Source organism: Bacillus sp. FSL H8-0545, from assembly GCF_038006105.1.
Lineage (GTDB): Bacteria > Bacillota > Bacilli > Bacillales > Bacillaceae_G > Bacillus_A > Bacillus_A cereus_U.
In genome coordinates, this window is record NZ_JBBOUO010000001.1 from 1072757 (window position 1) to 1097529 (window position 24773).

Here is a 24773-nt window from a genome sequence, read left to right on the forward strand (position 1 = left end):
AGCTTAGAAAGGGGTTATGGAGTATGGCGACGTTAAGAACTTGTGATCAAGGACACGAGTACTACAAAAGTAGCGATTGTCCAACTTGCCCAACCTGTGAGAAAGAGAGAAAGCCAAAAGAAGGCTTTCTTTCTCTTCTTTCAGCACCAGCAAGGCGAGCGTTAGAACATTATGAAATTCATATTTTAGAAGAACTTTCAAAGTATAGTGAAAAAGAAATTTTGAAACTGCACGGTATAGGGCCAGCATCTTTACCTAAATTGAGAACGGCTTTAGAAGATAAGGGATTATCATTTAAATAAAGAAAAACTAATCATTAGCGGGGAGTAGCATCTTCATTAATGATTAGTTTATATAATCGGTATTAATTAGCTGGATAAACGCGTATAACGAAATCCCATTTTGAAAATCGTAAATCGATGGACAAAACGCTTTAAAAGATGGAGTTATGAAGTGTAGAGAACTTGATAAAGAAGATAAGTGAATGGATTATAATATTAAGGAAGGAAGTGCAACATGATGGATTTTGAAACAGTAATGCAAGAGCTTGAAACTCTCGGTAAGGAACGAACTAAAAAAATATACATATCTAATGGTGCAAAGGATCCACTTTTTGGCGTAGCTACAGGTGCTATGAAACCAATCGCAAAGAAAATAAAAATAAATCAAAGTTTAGCTGAAGAGCTGTATGCCACAGGTAACTACGATGCAATGTACTTTGCAGGCATTATTGCAGACCCAAAAACTATGAATGAATCGGATTTTGATCGTTGGATGGATGGAGCGTACTTTTATATGCTGTCCGATTATGTGGTGGCAGTAACTTTATCAGAATCAAACTTTGCACAAGACGTGGCTGATAAATGGATTGCAAGTGGTGACGAACTAAGAATGTCAGCGGGATGGAGTTGCTACTGCTGGCTTTTAGGGAATCGAAAAGACAATGAATTTTCCGAAAGTAAGATTGCCAATATGCTAGAAGTTGTGAAAAATACAATTCACGATGCGCCAGAACGAACGAAATCCGCTATGAATAATTTTCTAAACACCGTGGGGATTTCATATGTGCCGCTACATGAAAAGGCAGTTGAAACCGCAAAGGAAGTAGGCATAGTAGAACTAAAACGAGACAAGAAGAAAAGCAGTTTTCTAAATGCTTACGAAAGTATTCATAAAGAACTTGATAGAGGAAGACTGGGATTCAAACGTAAATATGTAAGGTGCTAAAAAATAGAAGAAAAAGCCTTAGCTCTATACAATATAGAGCTAAGGCTTTTTTTACGCTGTTGCAATTTGATCTTGGTCTGCAACGTCCGAATCGAATGTATTTGTTGCACTAACGCCGCTAAAAGTATTAACGACAAATCCGACATTGGAAGCCCCAGATCCGTTATAAGCTTTCGTATTTTCTTTCGGAGACACGTTATAAAAATCTCCTAAGTTGAAAGAGCCGTTACTGTTTTGAACGACAAGATTTCCTACAACCGAAGGCATACCATCCACCTACTTTACTAAGCTTTTTAATTACTATATGAATTATTTATTGGAAGGTTCATCAGTAATGTATTGGCGGATTTGCATAATACGAGAGTTATTAAAAGCATAATCAACATTTCCAATTTGAAAGCAACCAGAATTTAAAAGTGTCCGCAAGTGAACATCATTTACTTCAATAAAAGGGCACTCATTTACAATATTCATTCTTACATCTGTGGTTCGCTTTGGAATAGTAATGTGTTCATCTGTGAAAATTTCAAAAGCATCTAAGCGACCTTCTCCTTTTAAATAACAAGGAATTTCCCGATGAACCAAAAGCGCCCTGCTTTTTAATTCCATTTGATTTGCATCACCAACTTGAAATACTGCAGCAATCCCCAAAGAAATAATAGAAACATTTTGGACAACTGAAACATGATGTAACATAATTTTGAGTCTCCTCAACCTGGAGTCGTAGGGACAGCTGTTACTAATGGTACAAATGGCCCCTCTGTAACGGATTCGAATGGCGTATCAAGAATAGAAGAAAGGATGAGAAGGTTTGCATCTCCAATTAAAAATAATGCGGCAGAAGAAACCCCGTTCATTTTAATCTGCCCTACTTTTAACTCGCGGTTTACAACATTTAAATTCATACATACTTACTCCTTTCGAAAATTGCCCGGTATGTGTTGAATAAAGGAAAGAAAGGCTTTGTCAATATCTTGTTTCATTGCTTGAATAATGACGTCTCGTAAATAATCGGGATCTGTGGAAATACCCTCATACGATTGAACTTGTGATAAATAATACGGAAGTCTATGTTCCATCTGTTTTTTTATGTCATCCACCATCATTTGTCGATACATCTCATCAAGCGGCGTTCTCTCTTCTTGTTCAAAATGGAGAATTCGACTATATGCTTCTTCATCTAAATAGCGATGCATTTCTTGAAGGATACCTTGATAAAAGTCTGGATTTATTTCTGTTTCGGGATTTACTTTTAGTGTTTCTGTATCTACTTGAAAATCTTCAATTTGTTGCTCTTTTGTTGAAAATGGATTCAAGCCAATATTTAAAGTACCGTTTAAATTTTCTACTTTTAATTGATCGAATTTATATTCCACTTTTCCTATAGAAGAGGAGGGACGACTTTTTAACTCATTAAGCTCTTCTTGTAGTAGGCGAACTTGCTCTTCAAGATTTAGAATAGTTTGCTGCTGTATTTGGAGAGCTTGCTGAAGTTGGTGTAGGTAAGTGTATATATCTTGATTCATTTTGTGAAACCTCCTTTTCAATAGGGAGGGTATATTACTGCTATATATTTATGATAAGGATGGTCTAAGAAGAACTAGTTGAAGGTTTAATAGAAATAATTTGTCCTTTCGCACTTAAAGGGCGAAGAGGTTCTGTAAATCCGCCAGAATTTGAGAATTTAGAAAGAGCCTTAATACTACCTGCAGTTCCAATTTGAAAAACGGAAGAGGTCGTAATGCTATCGATTTTAATGCTGTTAATGATGATACTTTGGTTCACATAAAAATTCAATGCAATCGCCTCCCTTAGTTCGAACCGATTATTGCTTGATCAATTACATCTGAATCATTGACAGTCGTTGAGCTTTGATAATTGTAGACAGAGATGTTATCCCCAACATTAAATGAACCGGCTCCGGCAAAAGCGCGTGAATAACTAATAGGCCTAATCGCAAATACATCTCCAATATGAAAAATACCACTTGATCCAATATTAACGATACGAATATGTCCGACCATAGCTGGCATACAAAACACCTTTCATTTTTAAAATTTTCTTTTCTACTATTGTATGGGCGTTTTCAATAAAATGTGTATTTTTTTGAAATAAAAGAAACACATACGTTATTGCGTATGTGTTTCGAACATTTGAGTATGTGTGCAATCTGTATGTATAGGCCAAACAACATTTAAGAGCCTGTCCAGTTCTTGGCTACAATCCACTGTTTTTTGAGAAGTCATTCCGTAGCGTTCAGCAAAATAGATCATTTTTTCGCGTTTTTTTTCGATAGCTTGCTCAAACATTGAAATCGGCTCCATCTCTCAATAAATTTTATGTATATATGTAGTACATATTATACAAAAATTCCATAAAAAAGAAACACCTTCGCCAAAAAAAGTATAATTTCTACATTTTATGTCAAATGAAGGGTGAGGAACGAATGTAAGAAGGGAGGAATATTGTAAAAATTAGCGTGCGTGAGAAGGTTTTTTTCTTAAGGATGCGAATACAATTATAAGGTATGAGTTTTAGGATGGAGAGTGGGAATGTTGCGTTTTGTAACGGCGAAGAAAGAAGAAAAGGTATTTGTAGGTATTGTGGATGAAGAGGAAGAAAAGGTATTACATTTAAGAGAAGCGCAAAGACAAAAAGGGGAAAAGGTTACTATCCCAATTACCATGTTAGAGTGTATTGAAAGAGGAAGCGAATGTCTTGAGAAAGTGTGCGACATTGTAAATTGGGCGAAGGAAAATGCGGGATCGGCGTATTATCCGTTAGCAGAGGTGAAAATATTAGCACCGATTCCAAGGCCGAGAAAAAATATTCTTTGTGTTGGAAAGAACTATCGTGAGCATGCGATAGAAATGGGCGGAGTAGAGTCTATCCCTGAAAATATAATGATTTTTACAAAGGCGCCAACAACAGTGATCGGAATTGATGAGCAAATTAATGGTCACCCTCATGCAACGAATGAACTTGATTACGAAGGTGAACTAGCAATCGTTATCGGTAAGCGAGGGAAACAAATAAAAATAGAAAAAGCTCTTGATCATGTTTTTGGATATACAGTTATAAATGATGTAACTGCTCGGGATATTCAAAGAAAACATAAACAATTTTTCCTAGGGAAAAGTTTCGATACATTTTGTCCAATGGGACCGTATTTAATTCATAAATCGATGGTTAGAACGCCGAATGCATTACACATTGAAACAGTGGTAAATGGAGAAGTAAGGCAAACTTCAAATACGAGAGAAATGATTTTTTCAGTAGAAGAAATTATTTCAACTATAAGTAAAGGTATGACATTAGAGCCAGGAGATATCATTGCAACAGGGACACCAGCTGGTGTTGGTAAAGGTTTTACACCACCGAAGTTTTTGCATGCTGGTGATGAAGTTGTTGTTACAGTAGAGGGAATTGGTACGCTAAGAAATATAGTGAAATGAGAAAAGGGCTATCTTGTGAAAAGATAGCTCTTTTCTATGGGCGTGGATTAACGGAGTAATCTATAATGGCGAAAATATACAATCCGATTAATGCTAAAGTGCAAATTCCAATTAGCATAACTGCAAGTGCGCTTCTCTCACGGCCAAAACCGATAACTGTAAGGAAAACAGCAGCCCAAAATGATGTTTTAAGTAGTGTGAATGTATTAGGAGTTGAATAATGACTGAGTAAAGTTGTAGATAATATGAAGCCGATGAATGTCATAGAAATAAAAATTGTAGCTAAATAGTTAATGTGTTTACCGTATTTCAACAGCATACAGTTACCCCCTTTTTACATAAAACAGAATATTCAATTTTATTTTACGGTAAATTACTAAAAAAGGAAAGAGGTTGTCCTATATTTAGGACAACCTCACTATGATTAAGATAGTACAGCTTTAATTTTTTGGAATGCCCACTCTAAATCTTCTTCAGAGATTACTAGAGGTGGTGCAATACGAATTACGTTTTCGTGTGTTTCTTTACATAATAGCCCAGCTGCTTTTAGTTGTTCACAGTAAGGACGAGCTGGCTCGTTTAATTCGATGCCGATGAATAAACCTTTACCGCGAATGTCAGTAATCATTGGGTTATCAATTTCTTTTAATTGTCCAACTAGTTTTTCTCCTAATTGAAGAGAACGCTCTGTTAATTTTTCTTCTTCTAATACTTCAAGAGATGCGATAGAAACAGCACATGCAAGTGGATTACCACCGAATGTAGAACCGTGAGAACCTGGCTCGAATACGCCTAAAATGTCGCTGTTTGCTGCAACACAAGAGATTGGGAATACGCCGCCGCCAAGTGCTTTACCAAGTATGTACATGTCAGGAGTTACATTGTCCCAGTCGCAAGCAAATACTTTACCAGTACGGCCTAAGCCTGTTTGGATTTCATCTGCTACGAATAAAACGTTTTCTTTTTTACATACTTCAAAAGCTTCTTGTAAGAAACCAGCTGGTGGAATGTTAATTCCTGCTTCACCTTGAATTGGCTCTAAAATGAATGCAGCTGTATTTGGTGTAATCGCAGCTTTTAACGCTTCTAAATCACCGTAAGGAATTACAATAATGCCAGGAAGCATTGGACCGAAGCCGCGCTTGTACTCTTCGTTTGATGACATAGAAACAGCACCCATTGTACGTCCGTGGAAGTTATCTTCACAAACGATGATTTCTGCACGGTTTGCCTCTACCTTTTTCACATCGTAAGCCCAGCGACGAGCTGTTTTAATTGCAGTTTCAACAGCCTCTGCGCCTGTATTCATAGGAAGTACCATATTTTTATTTGTTAGTTTCGCAACTTTTTCGTACCAAGGACCTAATTGATCGCTATGGAAAGCACGAGAAGTTAACGTCACTCGATTAGCTTGGTCAATTAAAGCGTTAATGATTTTTGGGTGACGATGACCTTGGTTTACTGCAGAATATGCACTTAATAAGTCCATATAGCGGTTTCCTTCAGGATCTTCTACCCAAACGCCTTCTGCTTTAGAAATAACGATTGGAAGTGGATGGTAGTTATTTGCCCCGTATGTGTCTGTAAGTTCGATAATATCTTTAGTTTGAATCATGATTGTTCCCCCTTTTGTTATTACAAGAAGTTTGTAAATACTCTAAATATTATATCATTTAAATATAAAAAAGCGAAACATTTCCTGAAAATAAATGAACATGTTATCATATAGAGTGAAAAAGTGTGAAAAGAGGAGGCAGGGATACGATGGTACATATGCATATTACAGCATGGGCGTTAGGATTAATTTTATTCTTCGTTGCGTATTCACTTTATTCAGCAGGAAGAAAAGGTAAAGGTGTACATATGGGGCTTCGCCTTATGTACATTATCATTATTGTGACAGGTTTCATGTTGTACATGAGTATTGTGAAGACGGCAACAGGTAGCATGCACATGTGGTACGGCATGAAAATGTTAGCGGGTATTTTAGTTATCGGTGGTATGGAAATGGTTCTTGTAAAAATGAGCAAGAACAAGGCGACAGGGGCAGTTTGGGGATTATTTATTGTCGCGCTAGTAGCGGTATTTTATCTTGGATTGAAATTACCAATTGGCTGGAAAGTATTTTAATTAAAAATAAAACCACCTTATGATCTCAAATGTTTGGGAGATAAGGTGGTTTTTTTATTTTATGTCGCATCGAGATGCAACTCTTCTCCGTTTACTTTCGTAAATCGTAAAATATTTTTATTAGAGGAAGAGTGGCGTACGAAATGATGTTGCAATGTACAAATCATTTCGTCGTTATCGAACAAAAGAATATTTACTCCTTCGCATGCTTCATCTTTCGGTAAGAATGATAAATAATTATGACAATACATGCAATCATATAAAGAGTAATTAAGCGATTGCAATGATTCGGTTAATAATGTAAAGACAGAGTCAGGTAACTCCTCAAGCCATTCATTATAGCTAAGAAGTAATTTTTTTCGAATTCGTATCATTTCCCCGTTTTGGAGAGAATGTTGTTCATTTGCAATTTGTAATATGTCTTGTTCATAAAAACGAGCTGGTAGCCAATTGTTGTTATATAAAATTTCAAAACCATCTTCGGCAATATCTTCTAATAGAAAAGCCTCATCATTTTCATCATCAAAGAATACCCATTCTTTGTTTATATATTCTACATTACCGACTGTATGAGCGCGCGGTTGGTTATACAAAATATGTTTGCGTTGTACCATAGTTCATTTCTCCTTTTATAGAAGTAGTTATTCTTGTTATGGACAGTTCGTGCGTTCTTTATAACTAGACACACCTAAAGAGAGATGGGCATACAATAAAACACGCTTTACACTGTGAAACTGCTATTCCATATATGGATAGTTAGTTATCGTCAAGTTTGTTGTTTTTATGTATCCGCACTCGTAGGGTGGGGATTACTGCACGTTCAGAAACAGATATTAGATTAGGAAGGATGATTTTATGTGCGGGATTACAGGATGGGTGGATTATAAACGCTCATTAGAAGGGGAAAGGGACATCGTGACGAAGATGGCGGAAACGCTAGCGAAACGCGGTCCAGATGATAATAAAGTTTGGATTAAAGGGAACGTCGCATTTGGGCATAAACGGTTAATCGTTGTAGATCCTGAAGGTGGTAAACAACCCATGACTTGTTTGAAAGATGAAACTAGTTATGCGATTTGCTATAACGGAGAGCTCTACAATACAGAAGATATTCGCAAAGAGTTATTAAGAAGAGGTTATACATTTAAAGGGCATTCCGATACAGAAGTACTATTGGCCTCTTATATTGAATGGAAAGAAGAATGTGTTGATCATTTAAACGGCATATATGCGTTTGCAGTATGGGATGAGAAAAATGAACGAGTCTTTATTGCGAGAGATAGATTAGGTGTAAAACCGCTTTTTTATAAATATGATAGCGGACGATTATTATTTGGTTCAGAATTAAAAGCGATACTAGCGCATCCAGATGTGAAGGCGGAAGTAACGTTAGAAGGATTATCGGAAATATTCGGCCTTGGCCCATCTAGAACACCTGGTCACGGTATATATGCTGGTATTCAAGAACTGCGCCCGGGTCATGCAATGACGTTCTCAAAAGACGGTTTATGCATATGGAGATATTGGAATGTGGAAAGTAAAAAACATGAAGATTCATTTGAAGAAACAGTAGAGAAAACTCGTTTTTTATTACAAGATGCGATTACGAGACAATTAGTTTCTGACGTACCACTATGCACTTTTTTATCAGGCGGTGTAGATTCAAGTGCTATAACAGCAATAGCTGCAAAAGAGTATGAAAGATCAGGAAAAGGGCAATTACACACGTATTCTGTTGACTATGAAGATAACGAAAAATACTTTAAAGCGAATGCGTTTCAGCCGAATTCAGATGCTCCATTTATTAATTTAATGACAGAGACATTTCAAACAATCCACCATCGCTGCGTCATTTCTAATGAACAACTAGCACAGTATTTAACAGAAGCAGTACTCGTTCGTGATTTGCCTGGTATGGCAGATATTGATTCGTCATTATTATGGTTTTGCCGTGAAATAAAACAAGATTTTGTCGTCGGTTTATCTGGAGAATGTGCAGATGAAATATTCGGTGGTTATCCGTGGTTTTATAGAGAAGATGATTTGCAATCAAGTGCATTTCCGTGGATGCGTTCTACAGAAGCGCGTGAACAACTTCTAAAGAAAGAGTGGAGAAATAAATTAAATTTACAACAATATGTACAACGCCGCTATGAAGAATCGATTCAAGAAGTTCCTATTTTAGAGGGAGAAAGCCCATTAGAAGCGAAGAGGCGACAATTATTTTATTTAAACATGGTATGGTTTATGACAACATTATTAGACAGAAAAGACCGTATGAGTATGGGGGCAAGCTTAGAAGTACGCGTTCCGTTTGCGGACCACCGACTTGTCGAATATGCGTGGAATATTCCTTGGGAAATGAAAATGTATAAAAACCGCGAAAAAGGTCTATTGCGTAAGGCGTTAGAAGGATTACTTCCAAATGATATATTGTATAGAAAGAAAAGTCCGTATCCGAAAACGCATAATCCGCACTATACGAAAGCAGTCACAGTATGGCTACAAGATTTATTAACGGATAAAGGCTCAATTTTGCATGAATTGTTCGATAAAGAGCAATTGGGCGGATTGATCGAGTCTGGCGGCAGTGCATTTCAAAAACCTTGGTATGGGCAATTAATGACAGGTCCTCAACTTTTAGCTCATTTAGCGCAAATTCATGTTTGGTTTAAAGAGTATGGGGTAAATATTAAAGAATAGGGGAAAGGGCGGCTTACAACATATATGTAAGTCGCTGTTTTATTAAATAAATTGTCATATAAAATTAAAAATCATATTAGAAATAATGTTTATTTAGAATTGTTATTTTGACGTATTTATTATTACTTGTTATACTTGGAAACAAATGTTCTTGAAAAAGATTCTCATTTCCAAAATTGAGGTGTTATATAGAGGGCGAAGAAGAAAATAGGTTTGCTTGTGATGGCGTATGGAACGCCAGAGTCATTAGATGATGTAGAGGTCGATTATACTCACATTCGTCACGGGCGTAAATCATCTGAAGAAGCGCTCAAAATGTATAAAACAATTGGAGGAATTTCACCGCTTGCGAAAATAACGAAAGAGCAGGCGCATAAATTAACAGATTCAATGAATAAAATGTTTATAGAGTATGAATTTTTTTGTTACTTAGGTTTAAAACACATTGCTCGATTTAGAAGTTTTATATGACACCGATTATGAATGTAAAGTTGTAACTGATGAATTAAATACGGCATATTTCAGACCAAATATGCCGCATGCACAATCTGTATTTATTGATTGTTTAGCTGAAATTGTTTCCAAAAAAATGAAGGAAATAGTTGACAAGGATTTAGTTTTGAACAATAATTAGTTTATAATAATTTTAAATAAATAATAATTACTAGGAAAGAAAGAGGAGGATCCCCTTGATGAATCCAAATAATCGCTTAACAACAAACCAAGGTGCTCCAGTTGGAGATAATCAAAACTCTCGTACAGCTGGTCGCCGTGGACCGGTATTGTTAGAAGACTATCATTTAGTAGAAAAACTTGCGCACTTTGATCGTGAACGTATTCCAGAGCGCGTGGTGCATGCGCGTGGTGCAGGTGCTCACGGTGTATTCGTAACGAAAAACAGCATGAAGCAATATACGAAAGCAGCGTTTTTACAAAATGAAGGAACTGAAACACCTGTATTCGTTCGTTTTTCAACGGTTATTCATGGCCAAGGTTCTCCAGAGACAGCTCGTGATCCGCGCGGGTTCGCTGTTAAATTTTATACAGAAGAAGGAAACTACGATATCGTAGGTAACCATTTACCTGTTTTCTTCATTCGTGATGCCATTAAATTCCCCGACATGGTGCATTCTTTAAAGCCAGCACCTGATACAAATGTTCAAACACCAGATCGTTACTGGGATTTCATGACGTTAACTCCAGAATCTACACATATGATGACATGGGTATTTTCTGATTATGGTACACCGGCAAACTACCGTGAAATGGAAGGTTTCGGCGTACATTCATTTAAATGGATTAATGCAGAAGGTAAAATCGTTTACATTAAATATCATTGGAAACCACAGCAAGGTGTGCGTAACTTAAGTGCAAAAGAAGTCGAGCAAGTGCAAGGTAAAGACTTCAATCATGCAACTCGTGACTTATTCGATGCAATCGAAAAAGGAAACTACCCAAAATGGGATTTACACGTACAAGTAATGCAACTAGATGAAACGGACTCTTTAGATTTCGATCCACTAGATCCAACGAAAGTATGGCCAGAAGATCGCTTCCCGTTAATAGAAGTAGGGACAATGACGTTAAATCGTAACCCGAAAAACTTCTTTGCGGAAGTAGAACAAGCGGCGTTCACGCCAAGTGCAACTGTAAATGGTATTGAACCATCTGAAGATAAATTATTACAAGGACGTTTATTCTCTTACCCAGATACGCAGCGTTATCGCCTTGGTGCAAACTATTTACAAATTCCTGTAAACTGCCCGTACGCAGCTGTTCGTAACCAACAACGTGATGGTGCGATGCAAGTGGATCAAAACCCATCTACAATAAACTACGAACCGAGCCGTCATACTGAAAATCCAGTTGAAGATCCAACTTACCGCGATTCAACTATGAAAGTAGAAGGCTACGTATCTCGTGAAAAAATTGAGAAACCAAATGACTTCAAACAAGCGGGTGAGCGTTACCGTTCATTCTCTAAAGAAGAGCAAGATAACTTAATTGCAAACTTAACAAATGATCTAAAAGACGTAAATGAACGTACGAAATTATTAGCTGTTTGTAACTTCTTCCGTGCAGATCAAGAGTACGGCATGCGTTTAGCGCAGGCATTAAATGTTGATATTACGCAATATGTAGGAAATGCTCCGAAATAAATAGGGAAAGACGACTGAATTTCGGTCGTCTTTTTTATTTTACTTGTAGCGTTAGGGGGTATTCTTCGCTTTTGTCATGTCGACATTTGTTGGTAAATCGATATGTTGTGTCGAAATGTTGATATATTGAAAGAAACGATCGATATATTTAAAAAATCGTCGATATATCCGAAGAATCGCTGATATATTTATATTGATACAGGTCGGGGTATACAGCCAACAAGTACGATAAAAAGAGATGCAATCTATCAGTAGTAGATTGCATCTCTTTTTTAGTTCATTCGCTCTGTATACTCATAAGCTTTCTCCCCGTGCATCGAAATATCAAGCCCCATTTGTTCTTCGTGCTCATCGACGCGAACAGGGAGGAAGAAGTTAATGGTTTTAATGATGGCGTACGTCATTATGATCGTGAATGCATATGTTGCGCCGATTGCTACAAGTTGTTTGAAAAGGAGAGTGGCGTTTCCGTAAAATAATCCGTTAGCGCCATCACCGTTTACAGTAGTAGTTGCAAATAGTCCGGTTGCGATACCGCCCCAAGTTCCTCCGATGCCGTGACATCCAAAGGCATCAAGTGTATCATCGTATCCGAATTTGTTTTTTAAGAAGAAGACAGCGCCGAAGCATAATATACCGCCAATTGCTCCGATAAGAAGAGCGGAGAAAGGTGTAACGAATCCACAAGCCGGCGTAATTGCGACTAAACCAGAAACAACCCCGCAAGCAGCTCCCATCGCAGTCGGTTTTGATTGAAAGAACCATTCAGAAAGCATCCAAGTTAGAGCTGAGGCAGCGGCGGCTATATTTGTATTAATAAATGCAGTTAAAGCTACGTCATTTAAAGATAATGCACTACCGACGTTAAAACCGAACCAGCCGAACCAGAGTAAGCCTGCGCCTAACATTGTAAATGGTAAATGATGAGGAGAGGTACCGCTTATGTTTTTTCGTTTTCCAAGGAAAATAGCTAATACAAGACCGGCAACGCCAGATGTGATATGAACGACATTACCACCAGCGAAGTCTAACGCGCCGAGTTCTCTCAGCCATCCACCAACGCCCCATACCCAATGAGCGACAGGATTGTAAACGATTGTTGTCCAAAGAAGGATAAAAATAAGAAAGGCAGAAAATCGCATTCTTTCAGCGAATGCACCTGAAATTAAAGCGGGAGTTAAAATAGCGAACATGAGTTGGAACATCATAAATAAATTGTGAGGAATAGTAGATGAGTAGTCTGGGTTTGGTGCGTAGGTAACTCCGTTTAAACCGAACCAATCGAGATTGCCGATAAGTCCGTGCCAATCTGGTCCGAATGATAAAGAATAACCGATAACAATCCATTGAATCGAAACGATAGCCATTGCGCTATAACTGTGCATGGTCGTGCTGAGTACGTTTTTACTGCGAACCATACCTCCATAAAAAAGTGCCAATCCTGGTGTCATCAACATAACCATTACTGTCGTTACAAAAATAAAAACTGTATCTCCCGTATTCATTCTCTCTCCTCCTATGATGTTAGGAAATATAACATCTATTCGTTATGTTTCATATCATATTCGAAATAAAAAGAAAAATCAACTAAAAATTCAGAAAACTTTTTATGTAATGTTAGAAAACCTAACATGATGTATTTTGGAGGGGTAAAATGAAACTTTAATCAGTGGGGGTTTTGTCCATCCCCCACTGATTATTAGCTGAACCAATCGGGCTTTTACGGGCTGTTATCTCCCACCTAACTTCCTCGCACTCGCCGAATTTCGAGGTGGGAGTCTTACTGCCCGTTAATGCGGGATAAAATCAACGTATGCGATTTGCTCTAAAAATTGGTATAATATTCTTACAATTGGAAGTTTGGGGGATGCGTGTGAAAAAAATATGGACTAAGGAACTATTCATTTGTTTTTGTTTAGCTGTTATTTTGTTTGTACCAGTACATACTTTTGCGGAAGAAAAAAGGGAATGGCGAGATGAAGTTATATATTCCATTATGATTGATCGCTTCAATAACGGAGAACCGAAAAATGACAAACAGTTAGACGTTGGTAATTTAGAAGGGTATCAGGGCGGAGATATAAGAGGGATTATAAAAAGATTGGACTACATAAAAGAAATGGGATTTACTACTATTATGCTTTCTCCGCTTTTTGAAAGTGAAAAGTATGATGGATTAGGCGTTCGAAACTTTCAAAAAGTAAATGAACATTTCGGAACAGAAAATGATGTGAAAGAACTTGTAAATGAGGCTCATCAAAAAGGAATGAAAGTTGTCTTTCAATTTCCGTATGAAGAAAATGAACAACAATTAATAGACTCGATGAAATGGTGGATAAAAGAAGTCGATTTAGACGGAAGTTATGTGATACATAGTGAAAAAAAGCCGCGTACTTTTTGGGATGAAGTGCAAAAGGATTTGCAGAAGGTAAAGAAAGATTTTCGCATTATGACAAAGGAAGATAATGAGTACTATAAAAAAATAGTAGAGTCATTTTCAAAAGTAGATATGTCTGTGAAACCTTTATATGATGTGAGCGGAAAAGAAGAGGAATTCGCTACGTTTTTAGATAATCAAGAAACAAAGCGATTTGCGCGTATTGCAAAAGAAAACATGTATTACCCGCCGTCTCGTTTAAAACTAGCGATCACTTACTTATTAACATCCCCGGGGATACCGAATTTTTATTACGGAACTGAAATCGCATTAGATGGGGGGGATGCTCCAGATAATAGACGATTAATGGATTTTAAATCGGATGAAAAGTTTATGCAGCACATAACGAAGCTAGGTGAACTTAGACAAACGAGAACATCTTTACGACGTGGTACGTTTGAACTTCTATATGATAAAGATGGAATGAGTATATTAAAACGAAAGTATAAAGATGAAGTAACACTAGTAGCGATTAATAATACGAAAGAAACGCAAAAGGTTTCCTTACCTGTAAGTACAATTGGTGAAAAACAAGAGTTAAGAGGATTGTTAGAAGACGAAATTATAAGAGAAGAAAACGGAAAATTTTATCTTGTTTTAAAGCGCGAAGAGTCGAATGTGTATAAAGTTAGCGAAGAAACAGGTGTGAATTGGTTATTTATCTCCTTAATAGTCGGTGTGAACGTATTATTTATTGCTTTTTTAATTGCGGTTAAAAAGAGGCGGAAATGAAGGGGCTCTCTTTTGCTCTTAATAAGTAGAAAACCTCCTCTGAATAGAGGAGGTTTCTTTTTAGCGATAGTTAATGAACTGTACGTCGATTGGCAAATCAACGCTGCGAACGGCTGCGATTACTGCTTGTAAGTCATCACGGCTTTTCGCTGTTACGCGTACTTGGTCATCTTGAACTTGTGTTTTCACTTTTAATTTCATTTCTTTAATGATGTTGTTGATTTTTTTCGCGTTATCTTTATCGATACCTTGTTGCAGAGTTGCACGTTGGCGAACAGTGTTACCAGATGCAGTTTCAACTTTTCCGTAGTCCAAGTTTTTAATTGGAACGTTACGTTTTACAAGTTTAGAAATTAGAACGTCTTTTACTTGGTCTAATTTGAACTCGTCATCAGAAGTTAAAACAAGTACTTCTTTTTCTAATTTAATATCACTTTTACTACCTTTAAAGTCATATCGGTTTTGGATTTCCTTTAATGCGATGTTAATTGCGTTTGTTACTTCAGGTAATTCTACTTTCGAAACGATGTCAAAAGAACTCTCTTTTGCCATAGTTAGCACCTCCAAATAAATTTCTATCTTTTAATGCACCTAAATAGGCTATGTAATATACATATTAAAGTATAGCGGAAAATACATCGATTAGATAGAGTGTTGCAACTTAAGTGTTTTGACGGATCATCCGTAGGGTAATATAGTCCTATAGATAAAGTCTTTATTTAATTATAGTGAATTTTGGGCAGTTGGACAAATAAAGGAAAAATCGTGTTATAATTAACTTTTGTTTGGAATGATAAAAAAGATAACTTTATATATATAGAAGGGAATTAAAAAATATGTATTTGCAATTAGGATCGATTGAACAGGTAACTGTTTTACGCGAAACGGAAATCGGATATATGGTTGGAAACGAAGAGGAAGAAATCTTCCTACATAAAAACGAATTAGCTGGAGAAATTGAAGAAGGCAATACGATTGATGTATTCTTATACCTTGATCACCAAAATCGTATTTCAGCAACAATGAAGGAACCAATTATTACAACACATGATTGGAATTGGGTAAAGGTTGTAGAAGTTATTCCTAGTTTAGGTGTGTTTGTTGATATTGGTGTATCAAAAGATATACTAATTCCACTTGATGAGTTTCCAATTTATATGCCAGTTTGGCCTCAAGAAGGCGACGAATTATATTGTACGTTAAAATTAACGAATCGTGATCGTTTAATTGCTCTTCCGGCAAGAGACAGTGATATGCAAGAAATTATCGTAGATGCAACGCCATCTATGCGTAATAAAAACGTAAATGGACGTGTGTATCGCTCACTTCAAGTTGGTTCATTCATACTAACTGACGAGCATTTCCGTGCTTTCTTACACCATACAGAAAGAAAAGAACAAGTCCGCATCGGTGAGCGCGTAACAGGCCGTATCATTGACGTAAAAGATGACGGTACAATTAACATTTCACTTCTTCCTCGTAAAGAAGAAGGAATGGAAGATGATGCAGCAGTACTTTATGCATATATGGAAGAACGAGGCGGAGCGATGCCGTTTTGGGATAAGAGCAACCCAGAAGACATTAAAGAACGTTTCAATATGAGTAAAGCTGCCTTTAAGCGTGCACTTGGTAAACTGATGAAAGAAGAAAAGATTTACCAAGAAGAAGGCTGGACTTACTTTAAAAAATAAATTGGATTAAAAAGAACTATCTTTTCTTTAAGTTTATTAAGGGAGGGATAGTTCTTTTTGCGTTCAGCAAAATAAAGACGGCTTAATAGATATATTAATTGAAGTAGAGATAGAACTAGATCACATCAATTGGCATTATAAAAGTCTGAAGAAAAAGCTGAAAGTATTAATGAAAGAATAAAAGAAGTAGGCTGCTTGAACAGCCTACTTCTTTATGTTGTCATTTTTTGTCCGTAAATTGATATATTTGAAAAATCGCCGATATAATTTCATTTATCATCTCATCATGCATACTGTTTAAAAATTTTGTACTCTCGTTTTTTAGTTCCCTTTCCCAAAAAGATGAGAAAATGTATCTTTCAAATCATTATCGTTTATTTTAATATTCGCCTTCTTTAATTCATCTTGTAATAATTTTTGACCGAAGGAAGGGTCGGCAATACGTTCTTCTTCTAAGTCTTTACGTATAGAGTCTTTCACTTTATCGTAAGGTTTTAAATCTTTTTTATCAGTTAGTTTAATAATGTGATAGCCGTTTGGTGATTTAACGGGATTGCTAATTTGTCCAACCTTTAATTTGTAGGCAGCTTTTTCAAATTCAGGTGTCATTTTGCCTGCCCCGAAGTATCCGAGGTCTCCGCCATTATCTTTTGATAATATATCTTGAGACTCTTGTTTCGCTAATTCTTCAAATGAAGTGCCGGTATCTAATTTCTTCTTTATTTCTTTCGCTTCATTTTCGTCACTTACTAAAATGTGACTAGCTTTAATTTCTGGTTTATAGTGGTCTTTCACATCTTTTTCTGTAACGCTTTGTTTAATCGCTTCATTTAATGAAAGTTTGAATCTAATTTGATTTTTGAAATCTTCTTCATCTTTTAAACGATTATTTTCTAGTGTTGCTTTGAATTGTTCTCCATATTGATCTTTTGCTTTTTCTACTTCTTTATCTACTGCATCATTAGATACTTTATATTTTTTAGTAATAACATCTTGTGCTACCATTTCGTATAGCATGTCTTTTCCATATCGATCTTTCAATTGTTTTTCGAAATCGCTCTTCGTAATGGTTGAGTTTGTTGTTGTAGCGATTGTGGCCGAGTCATTTTTTTGTCCGCAAGCAGATAGCATTAATATACTTATTAGTGCAGTGATAATGAATGTACTTTTTCCTTTCATGCTAACACCTCATCCGAATATGTTATCGCTATTGTAGAATATAGAAGTGAACATGAAGTGAATTTTTAATGTTTTTTCCCTGTAAAATGTAAAAAAAGTACATCAACATTAACGTTGATGTACGATGTAATCAAAGGTGATCGGTTTTCTTAGAATATGCACGTTTTCCTTGCTGAATATTTTTTTGCTCTTGTTCATTTTTTTGAGTACGCTTTGCATTATTGTCGCGTGCTTTTTTGTCGTTATCGCTCGTGTGTGGCATATGTATCAACTCCATTTCTAAACGTTGTATGTTTATCATTTCCTTTTTCGTAAAGACTATGTATAGCGGTGCATTCATGAATACTAAAGGTGGATTAGAAATGGATTTGAAGCTGAATTATACTGAACTTATTAAGAAGTTAGTCGTTGTGATTATTGCAGGTTTATTAAATGCGATTGGGATGAATTTATTTTTAACACCAGCGAAAGTATATGCGAGTGGCTTTGCTGGATTGTCTCAATTATTATCGCAAGTATTAGGTGACTTTTTATCCATTCATATATCTACGGGTGTATTGTTTAGTTTATTTAATATTCCCGTCGTTATTTTAGCGTGGAAAAAGGTTGGAAAGGCTTTTACGTTTTTTAGTTTTCTCTGTGTTATATTTATGACTTTGTTTTTAGAAATTATCCCAGTTAGAGCGGTTTCGAATGATATTATATTGAATGCGATTTTTGGTGGTATTATTTCAGCGATTGGGGTAGGAGTTGCTTTAAAGTGGGGTGCTTCTACAGGTGGCCTAGATATTATCGCCATGATTTTATCAAAGATAAAAGATAAGCCTATCGGCACGTATTTTTTCTTCTTTAATGCACTTATCATTATCGCTGCTGGCTATGTGTATGGATGGGAAAAAGCATTATATACTTTAGTCACTTTGTATATATCAACGAGAATTATTGATGCGATTCATACCCGTCATGTGAAGATTACGGCATTAATTGTTACAAAGAACGGGGCAGATGTGCGAAAAGCGATTCACTCTCGCTTAGTGAGAGGGATTACAACTATACCAGCAACAGGTGCTTATACAAATGAAAATAAAGAAATGTTAATGATTGTTATTACTCGTTACGAGCTGTACGAATTAGAGAGGGTTATTAAACAAGTGGACCCAGGTGCATTTACAAATATACTGCAAACGGTCGGAGTGTTTGGGTTATTTCGAAAAGATTAAAGAGGACCAAAGCTGGTCCTCTTTTTTAGTGCGAATTCGTAATGTTTTGCAATTGCTCCTGCATTTCACGTAGCTGAACTTTTTCAGCAGTTGAAGAGTTTGCATAAGCAGAGTGCAAAGAGTTTTTTGCTCTATAAACGAGTTCCTGTTGTTCAGCGCCACTTGAACAAGAAACGGCACTTGAAACAGCGTCTCTAGCTTGTTGGAATAGTAAGTTTCCCATTAAACCCCTCCAAACGAAGAGTTACTTCTCGCTTTTTCTGCCTCAGCTAATGTACCTCTGTACGGGAATCTTGCATCATGCTTCATAACAGCATCGGCTCCTTGCTGGATAAAACGTTTTGATTTGTTCTTTTTACCCATTCGAAAAACCCCCTTTATTTAGCTGAAAACAATTGACGCGCTGACTTTTGCGTCTAATAATAGTATGAGCGTTTGGCGAGAAACTATAAGCAGGGAATTTTTAGATTACAATCCAAGAACCTCTTCTAAATATAGAGCGATACCATCTTCTTCATTCGTTAATGTCGTATGATTTGCGAGTGATTTTAATTCAGGAATTGCATTACCCATTGCGATTCCATGACCAGCAAATTCGATCATTTCAAAGTCGTTATCCTCATCACCAAAAGCGATAATTCGCTCTTTAGGAATATTATAATGGCCTGAAATTTTTTGTAATCCGACAGCTTTATTTAATCCGCTTTTTACAATTTCAATAATTGGCCAAGGTGCACCCCATTTTCTATGGTCGATGACTTCAGCATGCATATCTGTTAAATGTTGGCGAATTGCAGCAGAATGCTCGTCATGTGCATCGATTAATAAGCAAGTTGGATGGTCGTTTAAAGTATTTAATAAATCTCCTGTGAAAATCTTAGGAGAACCGAATTCAAAAATATGTTTTTTATCTTCATCAATTTCACGGACATACACATCATCGATGACTTCAGCATAGACATTTTTCACGCCGAAATCAAAGCAAGCTCGGACGATTTCTTGCGCTGTTGAAAGTTCAAGAGGAGAGTGATGTGTTCCCCAACTTGAATCAAGAGGGTGATGCACGTAAGCTCCATTAAAGTTTACGATTGGTGTGTTAAGGCTAAGCTCTTTATAATAATCGTAACTAGCGCGGAATGGACGCCCTGTTGAAATAACAACAATATGTCCTTGTTCTTTTGCTTTTGCAATTGTGTTTTTCGTTCTTGGAGAAATTATTTTGTTGTCTGTTAATAAAGTTCCGTCTAAGTCTAATGCGATTAAATGTTGTTTATTCATAATTTCACCTCTTATAATAATTTTTTTGTTTCTATCTGTATTTCCGTTTTTAATATGCAGAAATAAGAGGTTAGACTGGGTGAAACTACTGTAGATGAAAGTTTCACTATATATCCATCTTACGTCGCGAAGCGCTGTGGTGTCTACTATTTCTCATTGGAAATCAGGGAAAAGTCAATATCTTTTTAGAAAGTTCAAACAATGTTTCTTTCATTATGTACAATTTGTGAAAAGGGTTACATTGTTTGAATGATGCGACTTATAATGAACATGTAATCTTCTCGTATATGTTTGACTCTCCTTTGGAACTGGCCTAAACTTAGGTTGGTTTCTTTTTTTTCAACAAATATACCAATAATTCCTGCTTAAGGTTGTGTAATTATATATATGTACATGGATAAACGGTAGTACTGTTTCCTAAACATGACAGAAAATCTTTCTTTTAAAATGGATATACTAATGAGGCAAGACGTCATGGAAGGAGAATGGAAATGGGACAAAATCGCAGGTTTCGTTCAGGGCAAAAGGCGCCAAATGATGGCATTTACGTAGAAATTGGTGAAACGGGAAGTATGGTGAAAGATCCACAAATGGTGAAATTAACTGCAGGGGAAAGGTTTCCAGAGAACGCAAATCATAACCGTCAGTGGACATATAAAAGAAAACCGTAACAGAAGCCGCAATCGTTATTGCGGCTTTTTTTGATTAGGAAAATGAATGTTACTTTTTTCTTTTTCCAATAATAAGTTTGAGCTACATAAGCAAAATTATTGTATAAAAAAGTCAGTTGGCGTATAATCAAATCAAAGGTCAAAGAAAGTCAAACATTTGGAGGGCTGTAAAGATGGACTTAAATCAAATGACAACGAAAACTCAGGAAGCGATTATGAGTGCTCAATCTTTAGCGGTATCTCATCATCATCAAGAAGTAGATACTGTTCATCTATTGCTTACGTTATTAGAGCAGCAAGACGGATTAACAGTACGTATTTTTCAAAAAATGAATGTCGATATAGAAGCGTTAAAGCAAGGTGTAGAAAGTTTAATTAAGAAAAAGCCTTCTGTAACTGGAAGCGGGGCAGAGGCAGGGAAATTATATGTAACAGGTGCTTTGCAACAACTGCTTGTAAAAGCGGGAAAAGAAGCGGAGAAATTGCAAGATGACTATATTTCAGTCGAACATGTATTACTTGCTTTTTCTGAAGAAAAAGGCGATATAAATCAATTATTTACAAAATTTCATATTACGAAAGATAACTTATTACAGTCTTTAATGACAGTTCGGGGGAATCAAAGAGTGACTAGTCAAAATCCAGAAGCAACTTATGAAGCGTTAGAAAAATATGGTCGTGATTTAGTGGCGGAAGTAAGAGCAGGGAAAATTGATCCTGTAATTGGCCGAGATAGTGAAATTCGCCGTGTGATCCGCATTCTTTCACGTAAAACGAAAAATAACCCTGTTTTAATCGGGGAACCAGGTGTTGGTAAAACAGCAATTGTTGAAGGATTAGCACAGCGTATTGTGAAAAAAGATGTCCCAGAAGGATTAAAAGATAGAACAATTTTCGCTTTAGATATGAGTGCACTTGTGGCCGGAGCGAAATTCCGCGGTGAGTTTGAAGAGCGCCTGCAAGCTGTATTAAATGAAATTAAAAAGAGTGAAGGTCGCATTTTATTATTCATTGATGAACTTCATACAATCGTAGGCGCTGGTAAAACAGAAGGAGCGATGGATGCAGGAAATATGTTAAAACCAATGCTAGCACGTGGTGAACTGCATTGTATCGGGGCAACGACATTAGATGAATACCGTAAATATATTGAGAAAGATCCAGCATTAGAAAGACGTTTCCAACAAGTATTAGCAGAAGAGCCAACTGTTGAGGATACAATTTCCATTTTACGTGGTTTAAAAGAGCGTTTTGAAATTTATCACGGTGTAAATATTCATGACCGCGCGATTGTAGCAGCATCTGTTTTATCAGATCGATATATTTCAGATCGTTTTTTGCCCGATAAAGCAATTGATCTTGTTGATGAAGCTTGTGCAACAATTCGAACAGAAATTGATTCTATGCCAACAGAATTAGATGAAGTAACGCGCCGCATTATGCAGCTGGAAATTGAAGAAGCTGCTCTTGGGAAAGAAAAGGACTTAGGTAGTCAAGAGCGCCTAAAAACATTGCAACGTGAATTATCGGATTTAAAAGAAGTTGCAAGTAGTATGAGAGCGAAATGGGAGAAAGAAAAAGAAGACATTCATAAAGTGCGTGACTTACGTGAACATTTAGAGCGTTTGCGCCGTGAGTTAGAAGAAGCAGAAGGAAATTACGATTTAAATAAAGCAGCTGAGCTTCGCCACGGGAAAATTCCAGCTATCGAAAAAGAGTTAAAAGAAGCGGAAGAGATGGGTGCACATAATAAACAAGAGAATCGTTTATTACGCGAGGAAGTAAGTGAAGAAGAAATTGCAGACATTGTTTCAAGGTGGACTGGTATTCCTGTCGCAAAACTCGTTGAAGGTGAACGTGAGAAATTATTACGTCTTGAACAAATTTTATCAGAGCGTGTTATCGGTCAAGAGGAAGCGGTAAGCCTTGTATCAGACGCAGTTCTTCGTGCTCGCGCTGGCATTAAAGATCCGAATCGTCCAATTGGTTCATTCATTTTCTTAGGCCCTACAGGTGTTGGTAAAACTGAGCTTGCAAAAACGTTAGCACAAACGTTATTTGACAGTGAAGAGCAAATGATTCGTATCGATATGTCTGAGTATATGGAGAAACACGCAGTGTCACGCTTAATTGGTGCGCCTCCTGGATATGTTGGATATGAAGAAGGCGGACAATTAACAGAAGCAGTAAGACGTAAACCGTATTCTGTTATTTTGTTAGATGAAATCGAAAAAGCACATCCAGAAGTATTCAACATTTTATTACAAATGTTAGACGATGGACGCATTACAGATTCACAAGGACGTACAGTAGACTTTAAAAACACAGTTATTATTATGACTTCAAATATTGGATCGGCTCACTTATTAGAAGGGCTAGAAGAAGATGGTTCTATTAAAGAAGAGTCAAGAGAACTTGTAATGGGACAATTAAGAGGACATTTCCGACCAGAATTTTTAAACCGTGTCGATGAAATTATTTTATTTAAACCTCTTACAAGGAATGAAATTAAAGGTATTGTTGATAAGATTGTACAAGAATTACAAGGGCGTTTAGCAGATCGCCACATATCATTAGAATTGACGGAATCTGCAAAAGAATTTGTTGTAGAAGCTGGGTTCGATCCGATGTACGGAGCTCGTCCGTTAAAACGATACGTACAGCGTCAAGTTGAAACGAAATTAGCGAGAGAATTAATTGCAGGAACGATTACGGACAATAGTCACGTAGTGGTCGATGTTGAAAATAACGAATTAGTCGTTCATGTAAAGTAAAAAAAGAGTTCGGATAAAATCCGGACTCTTTTTAGTGTTGTTCTACTGGCTCGTTTGGAATCGCAGCTGCAATCGCTAATACTAATACCGCAAGAACAACTGAGAAAATAGACGCTTGGTTAAAATCGTATGTACCGCCAGTCATAGAGCCGATTACGTAGCTCATCATATGTACAAGCGCGAACGACCAAATTAATGCCCAAATGAAACGCATATTTTACACCTCTATTCGTTCAATCTGTCCTTATTGTAACACAATTGAAAAAAGAATATAGAAAAATATTTGTAGATTTTTCAACGCAAATTTGCATTCTGTTCATACATTATAAAAGAGTACTTTTATACGTTTAGAAAATAAGGCGGGGGAAAAATGAGTATTACAGAACGTTTTTTTTACTTAGAAAAAGAACCATGTGTAATTTATTTACCGGAAAAGCCAAATGGATTTTCTGTTATGCTCCTAGGAGATTATAACTATTTTATTGAGAATGGTACAAGTTTATGGACACAGCATGCAGGGAGAGCTTATTTTTTACAGGGCCTTATTGAAAAAGGTTACACAGTCTTTTCGTCTAACTTATACGGAAGGCATTGGGGGAACGACCGAGCTGTTCGTCTAGCAAAACGTTTGTATGATGTCGTTCTAAGAAAAGAGACATTGAATACGAAAATGCATATTATGGCAGATGGTATGGGAGCACTTGTAGCACTTGAGATGATGAACAAATACCCTGAATGTATACGTTCTGTCGTTATGTTAAATCCGTGTTTAGATTTACCAGAATATGTGGAGTTTGAGAAAGAGCATAAGTTTTTTTACAAAAGATTAGTGAAGGAATTAAGTTTGGCGTATGATTCCAAAGAAGAAGAATTAGAATCAAAAATAAATAAGAAATCATTTGCACTTCTTCCGTCTTGTGTACCTGTTAAAATTTTCGTATCAACACAAGAAAAAAGAGGAAGAAAACAATTGTTACGTAAATACGAGAAAATGAGGCAATTAAATCAATGCGATACTTCTGTTTTATTCCATCTGCAAGATGTGAAATATAAAATGGTTAGACAAACGACTGATTTTTTTAAAAAATATGAAGAAGAATTGTGAAGCTCCCATATA

30 protein-coding genes and 1 pseudogene are annotated in these 24773 nt (G+C 36.5%); 13 read left to right on the plus strand and 18 right to left on the minus strand.

What is annotated here, in order from left to right; translation table 11 throughout:
* Positions 1 to 23 precede the first annotated feature (23 nt).
* Positions 24 to 302: an RNA polymerase alpha subunit C-terminal domain-containing protein gene (locus MHI07_RS05635; RefSeq protein ID WP_215580886.1), complete on the plus strand. Its 279-nt coding sequence runs from the start codon at positions 24 to 26 to the stop codon at positions 300 to 302.
* Between the two features lie 217 nt (positions 303 to 519).
* The gene (locus MHI07_RS05640) at positions 520 to 1227 is read left to right on the plus strand and encodes a DNA alkylation repair protein (protein WP_215580887.1); all 708 of its coding nucleotides are present in this window, start codon (positions 520 to 522) and stop codon (positions 1225 to 1227) included.
* Between the two features lie 51 nt (positions 1228 to 1278).
* On the opposite strand, the gene gerPF is transcribed toward MHI07_RS05640, so the two are convergent.
* The 7 genes from gerPF to MHI07_RS05675 form a co-directional block, all read right to left on the minus strand.
* Positions 1279 to 1494 (minus strand): spore germination protein GerPF, encoded by a 216-nt coding sequence (gene gerPF, locus MHI07_RS05645; RefSeq protein ID WP_002170786.1) that lies wholly within the window; start codon positions 1492 to 1494, stop codon positions 1279 to 1281.
* Positions 1495 to 1536: 42 nt separating this feature from the next.
* Entirely contained in the window at positions 1537 to 1923 is a 387-nt protein-coding gene (locus tag MHI07_RS05650; protein ID WP_044437740.1) for a spore germination protein GerPE, read from the minus strand.
* 14 nt (positions 1924 to 1937) lie between these two features.
* A complete protein-coding gene (locus tag MHI07_RS05655; protein ID WP_113734011.1) occupies positions 1938 to 2132 on the minus strand; it encodes a spore gernimation protein GerPD in 195 nt (64 codons plus the stop codon).
* A 6-nt stretch (positions 2133 to 2138) separates the two neighbouring features.
* Positions 2139 to 2753: a spore germination protein GerPC gene (locus MHI07_RS05660; RefSeq protein ID WP_002158914.1), complete on the minus strand. Its 615-nt coding sequence runs from the start codon at positions 2751 to 2753 to the stop codon at positions 2139 to 2141.
* A gap of 64 nt (positions 2754 to 2817) precedes the next feature.
* Positions 2818 to 3024, minus strand: coding sequence for a spore germination protein GerPB (gerPB, locus tag MHI07_RS05665; RefSeq protein WP_002149891.1), 207 nt, complete (start codon positions 3022 to 3024; stop codon positions 2818 to 2820).
* 14 nt (positions 3025 to 3038) lie between these two features.
* Positions 3039 to 3260: a spore germination protein GerPA gene (gene gerPA / locus MHI07_RS05670; RefSeq protein WP_002149890.1), complete on the minus strand. Its 222-nt coding sequence runs from the start codon at positions 3258 to 3260 to the stop codon at positions 3039 to 3041.
* Between the two features lie 96 nt (positions 3261 to 3356).
* The gene (locus tag MHI07_RS05675; protein WP_002087032.1) at positions 3357 to 3536 is read right to left on the minus strand and encodes an aspartyl-phosphate phosphatase Spo0E family protein; all 180 of its coding nucleotides are present in this window, start codon (positions 3534 to 3536) and stop codon (positions 3357 to 3359) included.
* A gap of 243 nt (positions 3537 to 3779) precedes the next feature.
* Here MHI07_RS05675 and MHI07_RS05680 point away from each other — a divergent pair, with 243 nt between their 5' ends.
* Complete coding sequence (locus MHI07_RS05680) at positions 3780 to 4682, plus strand: fumarylacetoacetate hydrolase family protein (RefSeq protein ID WP_016104153.1); 903 nt, start codon at positions 3780 to 3782, stop codon at positions 4680 to 4682.
* 34 nt (positions 4683 to 4716) lie between these two features.
* On the opposite strand, the gene MHI07_RS05685 is transcribed toward MHI07_RS05680, so the two are convergent.
* Both MHI07_RS05685 and rocD read right to left on the minus strand, forming a co-directional pair.
* Complete coding sequence (locus MHI07_RS05685; RefSeq protein WP_215580889.1) at positions 4717 to 5001, minus strand: hypothetical protein; 285 nt, start codon at positions 4999 to 5001, stop codon at positions 4717 to 4719.
* 105 nt (positions 5002 to 5106) lie between these two features.
* Entirely contained in the window at positions 5107 to 6297 is a 1191-nt protein-coding gene (gene rocD, locus MHI07_RS05690; protein ID WP_131231853.1) for an ornithine aminotransferase, read from the minus strand.
* Positions 6298 to 6446: 149 nt separating this feature from the next.
* Here rocD and MHI07_RS05695 point away from each other — a divergent pair, with 149 nt between their 5' ends.
* A complete protein-coding gene (locus MHI07_RS05695) occupies positions 6447 to 6812 on the plus strand; it encodes a YisL family protein (RefSeq protein ID WP_002201404.1) in 366 nt (121 codons plus the stop codon).
* 59 nt (positions 6813 to 6871) lie between these two features.
* On the opposite strand, the gene MHI07_RS05700 is transcribed toward MHI07_RS05695, so the two are convergent.
* The gene (locus MHI07_RS05700; protein ID WP_215580892.1) at positions 6872 to 7426 is read right to left on the minus strand and encodes a DUF2777 domain-containing protein; all 555 of its coding nucleotides are present in this window, start codon (positions 7424 to 7426) and stop codon (positions 6872 to 6874) included.
* Positions 7427 to 7667: 241 nt separating this feature from the next.
* Here MHI07_RS05700 and asnB point away from each other — a divergent pair, with 241 nt between their 5' ends.
* From asnB to katB, 3 genes and pseudogenes are all read left to right on the plus strand, one after another.
* Positions 7668 to 9515, plus strand: a complete 1848-nt coding sequence (gene asnB / locus MHI07_RS05705; RefSeq protein ID WP_340822462.1) for an asparagine synthase (glutamine-hydrolyzing) — start codon at positions 7668 to 7670, stop codon at positions 9513 to 9515.
* A gap of 222 nt (positions 9516 to 9737) precedes the next feature.
* A pseudogene (locus MHI07_RS05710) lies at positions 9738 to 10149 on the plus strand (ferrochelatase).
* 58 nt (positions 10150 to 10207) lie between these two features.
* Positions 10208 to 11674: a catalase KatB gene (gene katB / locus MHI07_RS05715; protein WP_340822464.1), complete on the plus strand. Its 1467-nt coding sequence runs from the start codon at positions 10208 to 10210 to the stop codon at positions 11672 to 11674.
* Positions 11675 to 11946: 272 nt separating this feature from the next.
* Here katB and MHI07_RS05720 read toward each other — a convergent pair whose 3' ends face one another.
* On the minus strand, positions 11947 to 13179 hold the full coding sequence (locus tag MHI07_RS05720; protein WP_340822467.1) for an ammonium transporter: 1233 nt from the start codon (positions 13177 to 13179) through the stop codon (positions 11947 to 11949).
* 308 nt (positions 13180 to 13487) lie between these two features.
* On the opposite strand from MHI07_RS05720, the gene MHI07_RS05725 reads away from it, so the two are divergent.
* Complete coding sequence (locus MHI07_RS05725; RefSeq protein WP_340822469.1) at positions 13488 to 14843, plus strand: alpha-amylase family glycosyl hydrolase; 1356 nt, start codon at positions 13488 to 13490, stop codon at positions 14841 to 14843.
* 60 nt (positions 14844 to 14903) lie between these two features.
* Here the strand turns inward: MHI07_RS05725 and MHI07_RS05730 are convergent, their stop codons facing one another.
* Positions 14904 to 15395 (minus strand): YajQ family cyclic di-GMP-binding protein, encoded by a 492-nt coding sequence (locus MHI07_RS05730; protein WP_002030284.1) that lies wholly within the window; start codon positions 15393 to 15395, stop codon positions 14904 to 14906.
* A 284-nt stretch (positions 15396 to 15679) separates the two neighbouring features.
* On the opposite strand from MHI07_RS05730, the gene MHI07_RS05735 reads away from it, so the two are divergent.
* Positions 15680 to 16534: a CvfB family protein gene (locus MHI07_RS05735; RefSeq protein ID WP_215580900.1), complete on the plus strand. Its 855-nt coding sequence runs from the start codon at positions 15680 to 15682 to the stop codon at positions 16532 to 16534.
* Positions 16535 to 16855: 321 nt separating this feature from the next.
* On the opposite strand, the gene prsA is transcribed toward MHI07_RS05735, so the two are convergent.
* Both prsA and MHI07_RS05745 read right to left on the minus strand, forming a co-directional pair.
* Positions 16856 to 17713 (minus strand): peptidylprolyl isomerase PrsA, encoded by an 858-nt coding sequence (prsA, locus tag MHI07_RS05740; RefSeq protein ID WP_215580902.1) that lies wholly within the window; start codon positions 17711 to 17713, stop codon positions 16856 to 16858.
* 130 nt (positions 17714 to 17843) lie between these two features.
* On the minus strand, positions 17844 to 17975 hold the full coding sequence (locus tag MHI07_RS05745; protein ID WP_001120851.1) for a DUF3941 domain-containing protein: 132 nt from the start codon (positions 17973 to 17975) through the stop codon (positions 17844 to 17846).
* A 100-nt stretch (positions 17976 to 18075) separates the two neighbouring features.
* On the opposite strand from MHI07_RS05745, the gene MHI07_RS05750 reads away from it, so the two are divergent.
* Entirely contained in the window at positions 18076 to 18933 is an 858-nt protein-coding gene (locus tag MHI07_RS05750) for a YitT family protein (protein WP_078173322.1), read from the plus strand.
* Positions 18934 to 18958: 25 nt separating this feature from the next.
* Here MHI07_RS05750 and MHI07_RS05755 read toward each other — a convergent pair whose 3' ends face one another.
* The 3 genes from MHI07_RS05755 to MHI07_RS05765 form a co-directional block, all read right to left on the minus strand.
* Positions 18959 to 19156, minus strand: coding sequence for a DUF3813 domain-containing protein (locus MHI07_RS05755; RefSeq protein ID WP_002011309.1), 198 nt, complete (start codon positions 19154 to 19156; stop codon positions 18959 to 18961).
* Positions 19156 to 19296: a hypothetical protein gene (locus tag MHI07_RS05760; RefSeq protein ID WP_000516816.1), complete on the minus strand. Its 141-nt coding sequence runs from the start codon at positions 19294 to 19296 to the stop codon at positions 19156 to 19158. The genes MHI07_RS05755 and MHI07_RS05760 overlap by 1 nt, the downstream gene beginning before the upstream one ends.
* Before the next feature lie 105 nt (positions 19297 to 19401).
* Complete coding sequence (locus MHI07_RS05765) at positions 19402 to 20211, minus strand: Cof-type HAD-IIB family hydrolase (RefSeq protein ID WP_002201383.1); 810 nt, start codon at positions 20209 to 20211, stop codon at positions 19402 to 19404.
* A 491-nt stretch (positions 20212 to 20702) separates the two neighbouring features.
* Here MHI07_RS05765 and MHI07_RS05770 point away from each other — a divergent pair, with 491 nt between their 5' ends.
* Entirely contained in the window at positions 20703 to 20882 is a 180-nt protein-coding gene (locus tag MHI07_RS05770; protein WP_002117000.1) for a YjzC family protein, read from the plus strand.
* Positions 20883 to 21055: 173 nt separating this feature from the next.
* Positions 21056 to 23656 carry an ATP-dependent chaperone ClpB gene (gene clpB / locus MHI07_RS05775; RefSeq protein WP_340822475.1) on the plus strand — a complete coding sequence of 867 codons (2601 nt, stop codon included), beginning with the start codon at positions 21056 to 21058 and terminating at the stop codon, positions 23654 to 23656.
* Between the two features lie 31 nt (positions 23657 to 23687).
* Here the strand turns inward: clpB and MHI07_RS05780 are convergent, their stop codons facing one another.
* Positions 23688 to 23870 carry a YjzD family protein gene (locus MHI07_RS05780; protein ID WP_001211111.1) on the minus strand — a complete coding sequence of 61 codons (183 nt, stop codon included), beginning with the start codon at positions 23868 to 23870 and terminating at the stop codon, positions 23688 to 23690.
* Between the two features lie 156 nt (positions 23871 to 24026).
* On the opposite strand from MHI07_RS05780, the gene MHI07_RS05785 reads away from it, so the two are divergent.
* A complete protein-coding gene (locus MHI07_RS05785) occupies positions 24027 to 24761 on the plus strand; it encodes a hypothetical protein (protein WP_002149846.1) in 735 nt (244 codons plus the stop codon).
* The last annotated feature ends 12 nt before the right edge of the window (positions 24762 to 24773 follow it).

What these genes read in the sequence shown, in the direction of transcription:
- MHI07_RS05635 (WP_215580886.1), top strand. Translation starts at nt 24, where the DNA reads ATGGCGACGTTAAGAACTTGTGATCAAGGACACGAGTACTACAAAAGT.
- MHI07_RS05640 (WP_215580887.1), top strand. Translation starts at nt 520, where the DNA reads ATGGATTTTGAAACAGTAATGCAAGAGCTTGAAACTCTCGGTAAGGAA.
- gerPF (WP_002170786.1), bottom strand. Translation starts at nt 1,494, where the DNA reads ATGCCTTCGGTTGTAGGAAATCTTGTCGTTCAAAACAGTAACGGCTCT.
- MHI07_RS05650 (WP_044437740.1), bottom strand. Translation starts at nt 1,923, where the DNA reads ATGTTACATCATGTTTCAGTTGTCCAAAATGTTTCTATTATTTCTTTG.
- MHI07_RS05655 (WP_113734011.1), bottom strand. Translation starts at nt 2,132, where the DNA reads ATGAATTTAAATGTTGTAAACCGCGAGTTAAAAGTAGGGCAGATTAAA.
- MHI07_RS05660 (WP_002158914.1), bottom strand. Translation starts at nt 2,753, where the DNA reads ATGAATCAAGATATATACACTTACCTACACCAACTTCAGCAAGCTCTC.
- gerPA (WP_002149890.1), bottom strand. Translation starts at nt 3,260, where the DNA reads ATGCCAGCTATGGTCGGACATATTCGTATCGTTAATATTGGATCAAGT.
- MHI07_RS05675 (WP_002087032.1), bottom strand. Translation starts at nt 3,536, where the DNA reads ATGTTTGAGCAAGCTATCGAAAAAAAACGCGAAAAAATGATCTATTTT.
- MHI07_RS05680 (WP_016104153.1), top strand. Translation starts at nt 3,780, where the DNA reads ATGTTGCGTTTTGTAACGGCGAAGAAAGAAGAAAAGGTATTTGTAGGT.
- MHI07_RS05685 (WP_215580889.1), bottom strand. Translation starts at nt 5,001, where the DNA reads ATGCTGTTGAAATACGGTAAACACATTAACTATTTAGCTACAATTTTT.
- rocD (WP_131231853.1), bottom strand. Translation starts at nt 6,297, where the DNA reads ATGATTCAAACTAAAGATATTATCGAACTTACAGACACATACGGGGCA.
- MHI07_RS05695 (WP_002201404.1), top strand. Translation starts at nt 6,447, where the DNA reads ATGGTACATATGCATATTACAGCATGGGCGTTAGGATTAATTTTATTC.
- MHI07_RS05700 (WP_215580892.1), bottom strand. Translation starts at nt 7,426, where the DNA reads ATGGTACAACGCAAACATATTTTGTATAACCAACCGCGCGCTCATACA.
- asnB (WP_340822462.1), top strand. Translation starts at nt 7,668, where the DNA reads ATGTGCGGGATTACAGGATGGGTGGATTATAAACGCTCATTAGAAGGG.
- katB (WP_340822464.1), top strand. Translation starts at nt 10,208, where the DNA reads ATGAATCCAAATAATCGCTTAACAACAAACCAAGGTGCTCCAGTTGGA.
- MHI07_RS05720 (WP_340822467.1), bottom strand. Translation starts at nt 13,179, where the DNA reads ATGAATACGGGAGATACAGTTTTTATTTTTGTAACGACAGTAATGGTT.
- MHI07_RS05725 (WP_340822469.1), top strand. Translation starts at nt 13,488, where the DNA reads ATGCGATTTGCTCTAAAAATTGGTATAATATTCTTACAATTGGAAGTT.
- MHI07_RS05730 (WP_002030284.1), bottom strand. Translation starts at nt 15,395, where the DNA reads ATGGCAAAAGAGAGTTCTTTTGACATCGTTTCGAAAGTAGAATTACCT.
- MHI07_RS05735 (WP_215580900.1), top strand. Translation starts at nt 15,680, where the DNA reads ATGTATTTGCAATTAGGATCGATTGAACAGGTAACTGTTTTACGCGAA.
- prsA (WP_215580902.1), bottom strand. Translation starts at nt 17,713, where the DNA reads ATGAAAGGAAAAAGTACATTCATTATCACTGCACTAATAAGTATATTA.
- MHI07_RS05745 (WP_001120851.1), bottom strand. Translation starts at nt 17,975, where the DNA reads ATGCCACACACGAGCGATAACGACAAAAAAGCACGCGACAATAATGCA.
- MHI07_RS05750 (WP_078173322.1), top strand. Translation starts at nt 18,076, where the DNA reads ATGGATTTGAAGCTGAATTATACTGAACTTATTAAGAAGTTAGTCGTT.
- MHI07_RS05755 (WP_002011309.1), bottom strand. Translation starts at nt 19,156, where the DNA reads ATGGGAAACTTACTATTCCAACAAGCTAGAGACGCTGTTTCAAGTGCC.
- MHI07_RS05760 (WP_000516816.1), bottom strand. Translation starts at nt 19,296, where the DNA reads ATGGGTAAAAAGAACAAATCAAAACGTTTTATCCAGCAAGGAGCCGAT.
- MHI07_RS05765 (WP_002201383.1), bottom strand. Translation starts at nt 20,211, where the DNA reads ATGAATAAACAACATTTAATCGCATTAGACTTAGACGGAACTTTATTA.
- MHI07_RS05770 (WP_002117000.1), top strand. Translation starts at nt 20,703, where the DNA reads ATGGGACAAAATCGCAGGTTTCGTTCAGGGCAAAAGGCGCCAAATGAT.
- clpB (WP_340822475.1), top strand. Translation starts at nt 21,056, where the DNA reads ATGGACTTAAATCAAATGACAACGAAAACTCAGGAAGCGATTATGAGT.
- MHI07_RS05780 (WP_001211111.1), bottom strand. Translation starts at nt 23,870, where the DNA reads ATGCGTTTCATTTGGGCATTAATTTGGTCGTTCGCGCTTGTACATATG.
- MHI07_RS05785 (WP_002149846.1), top strand. Translation starts at nt 24,027, where the DNA reads ATGAGTATTACAGAACGTTTTTTTTACTTAGAAAAAGAACCATGTGTA.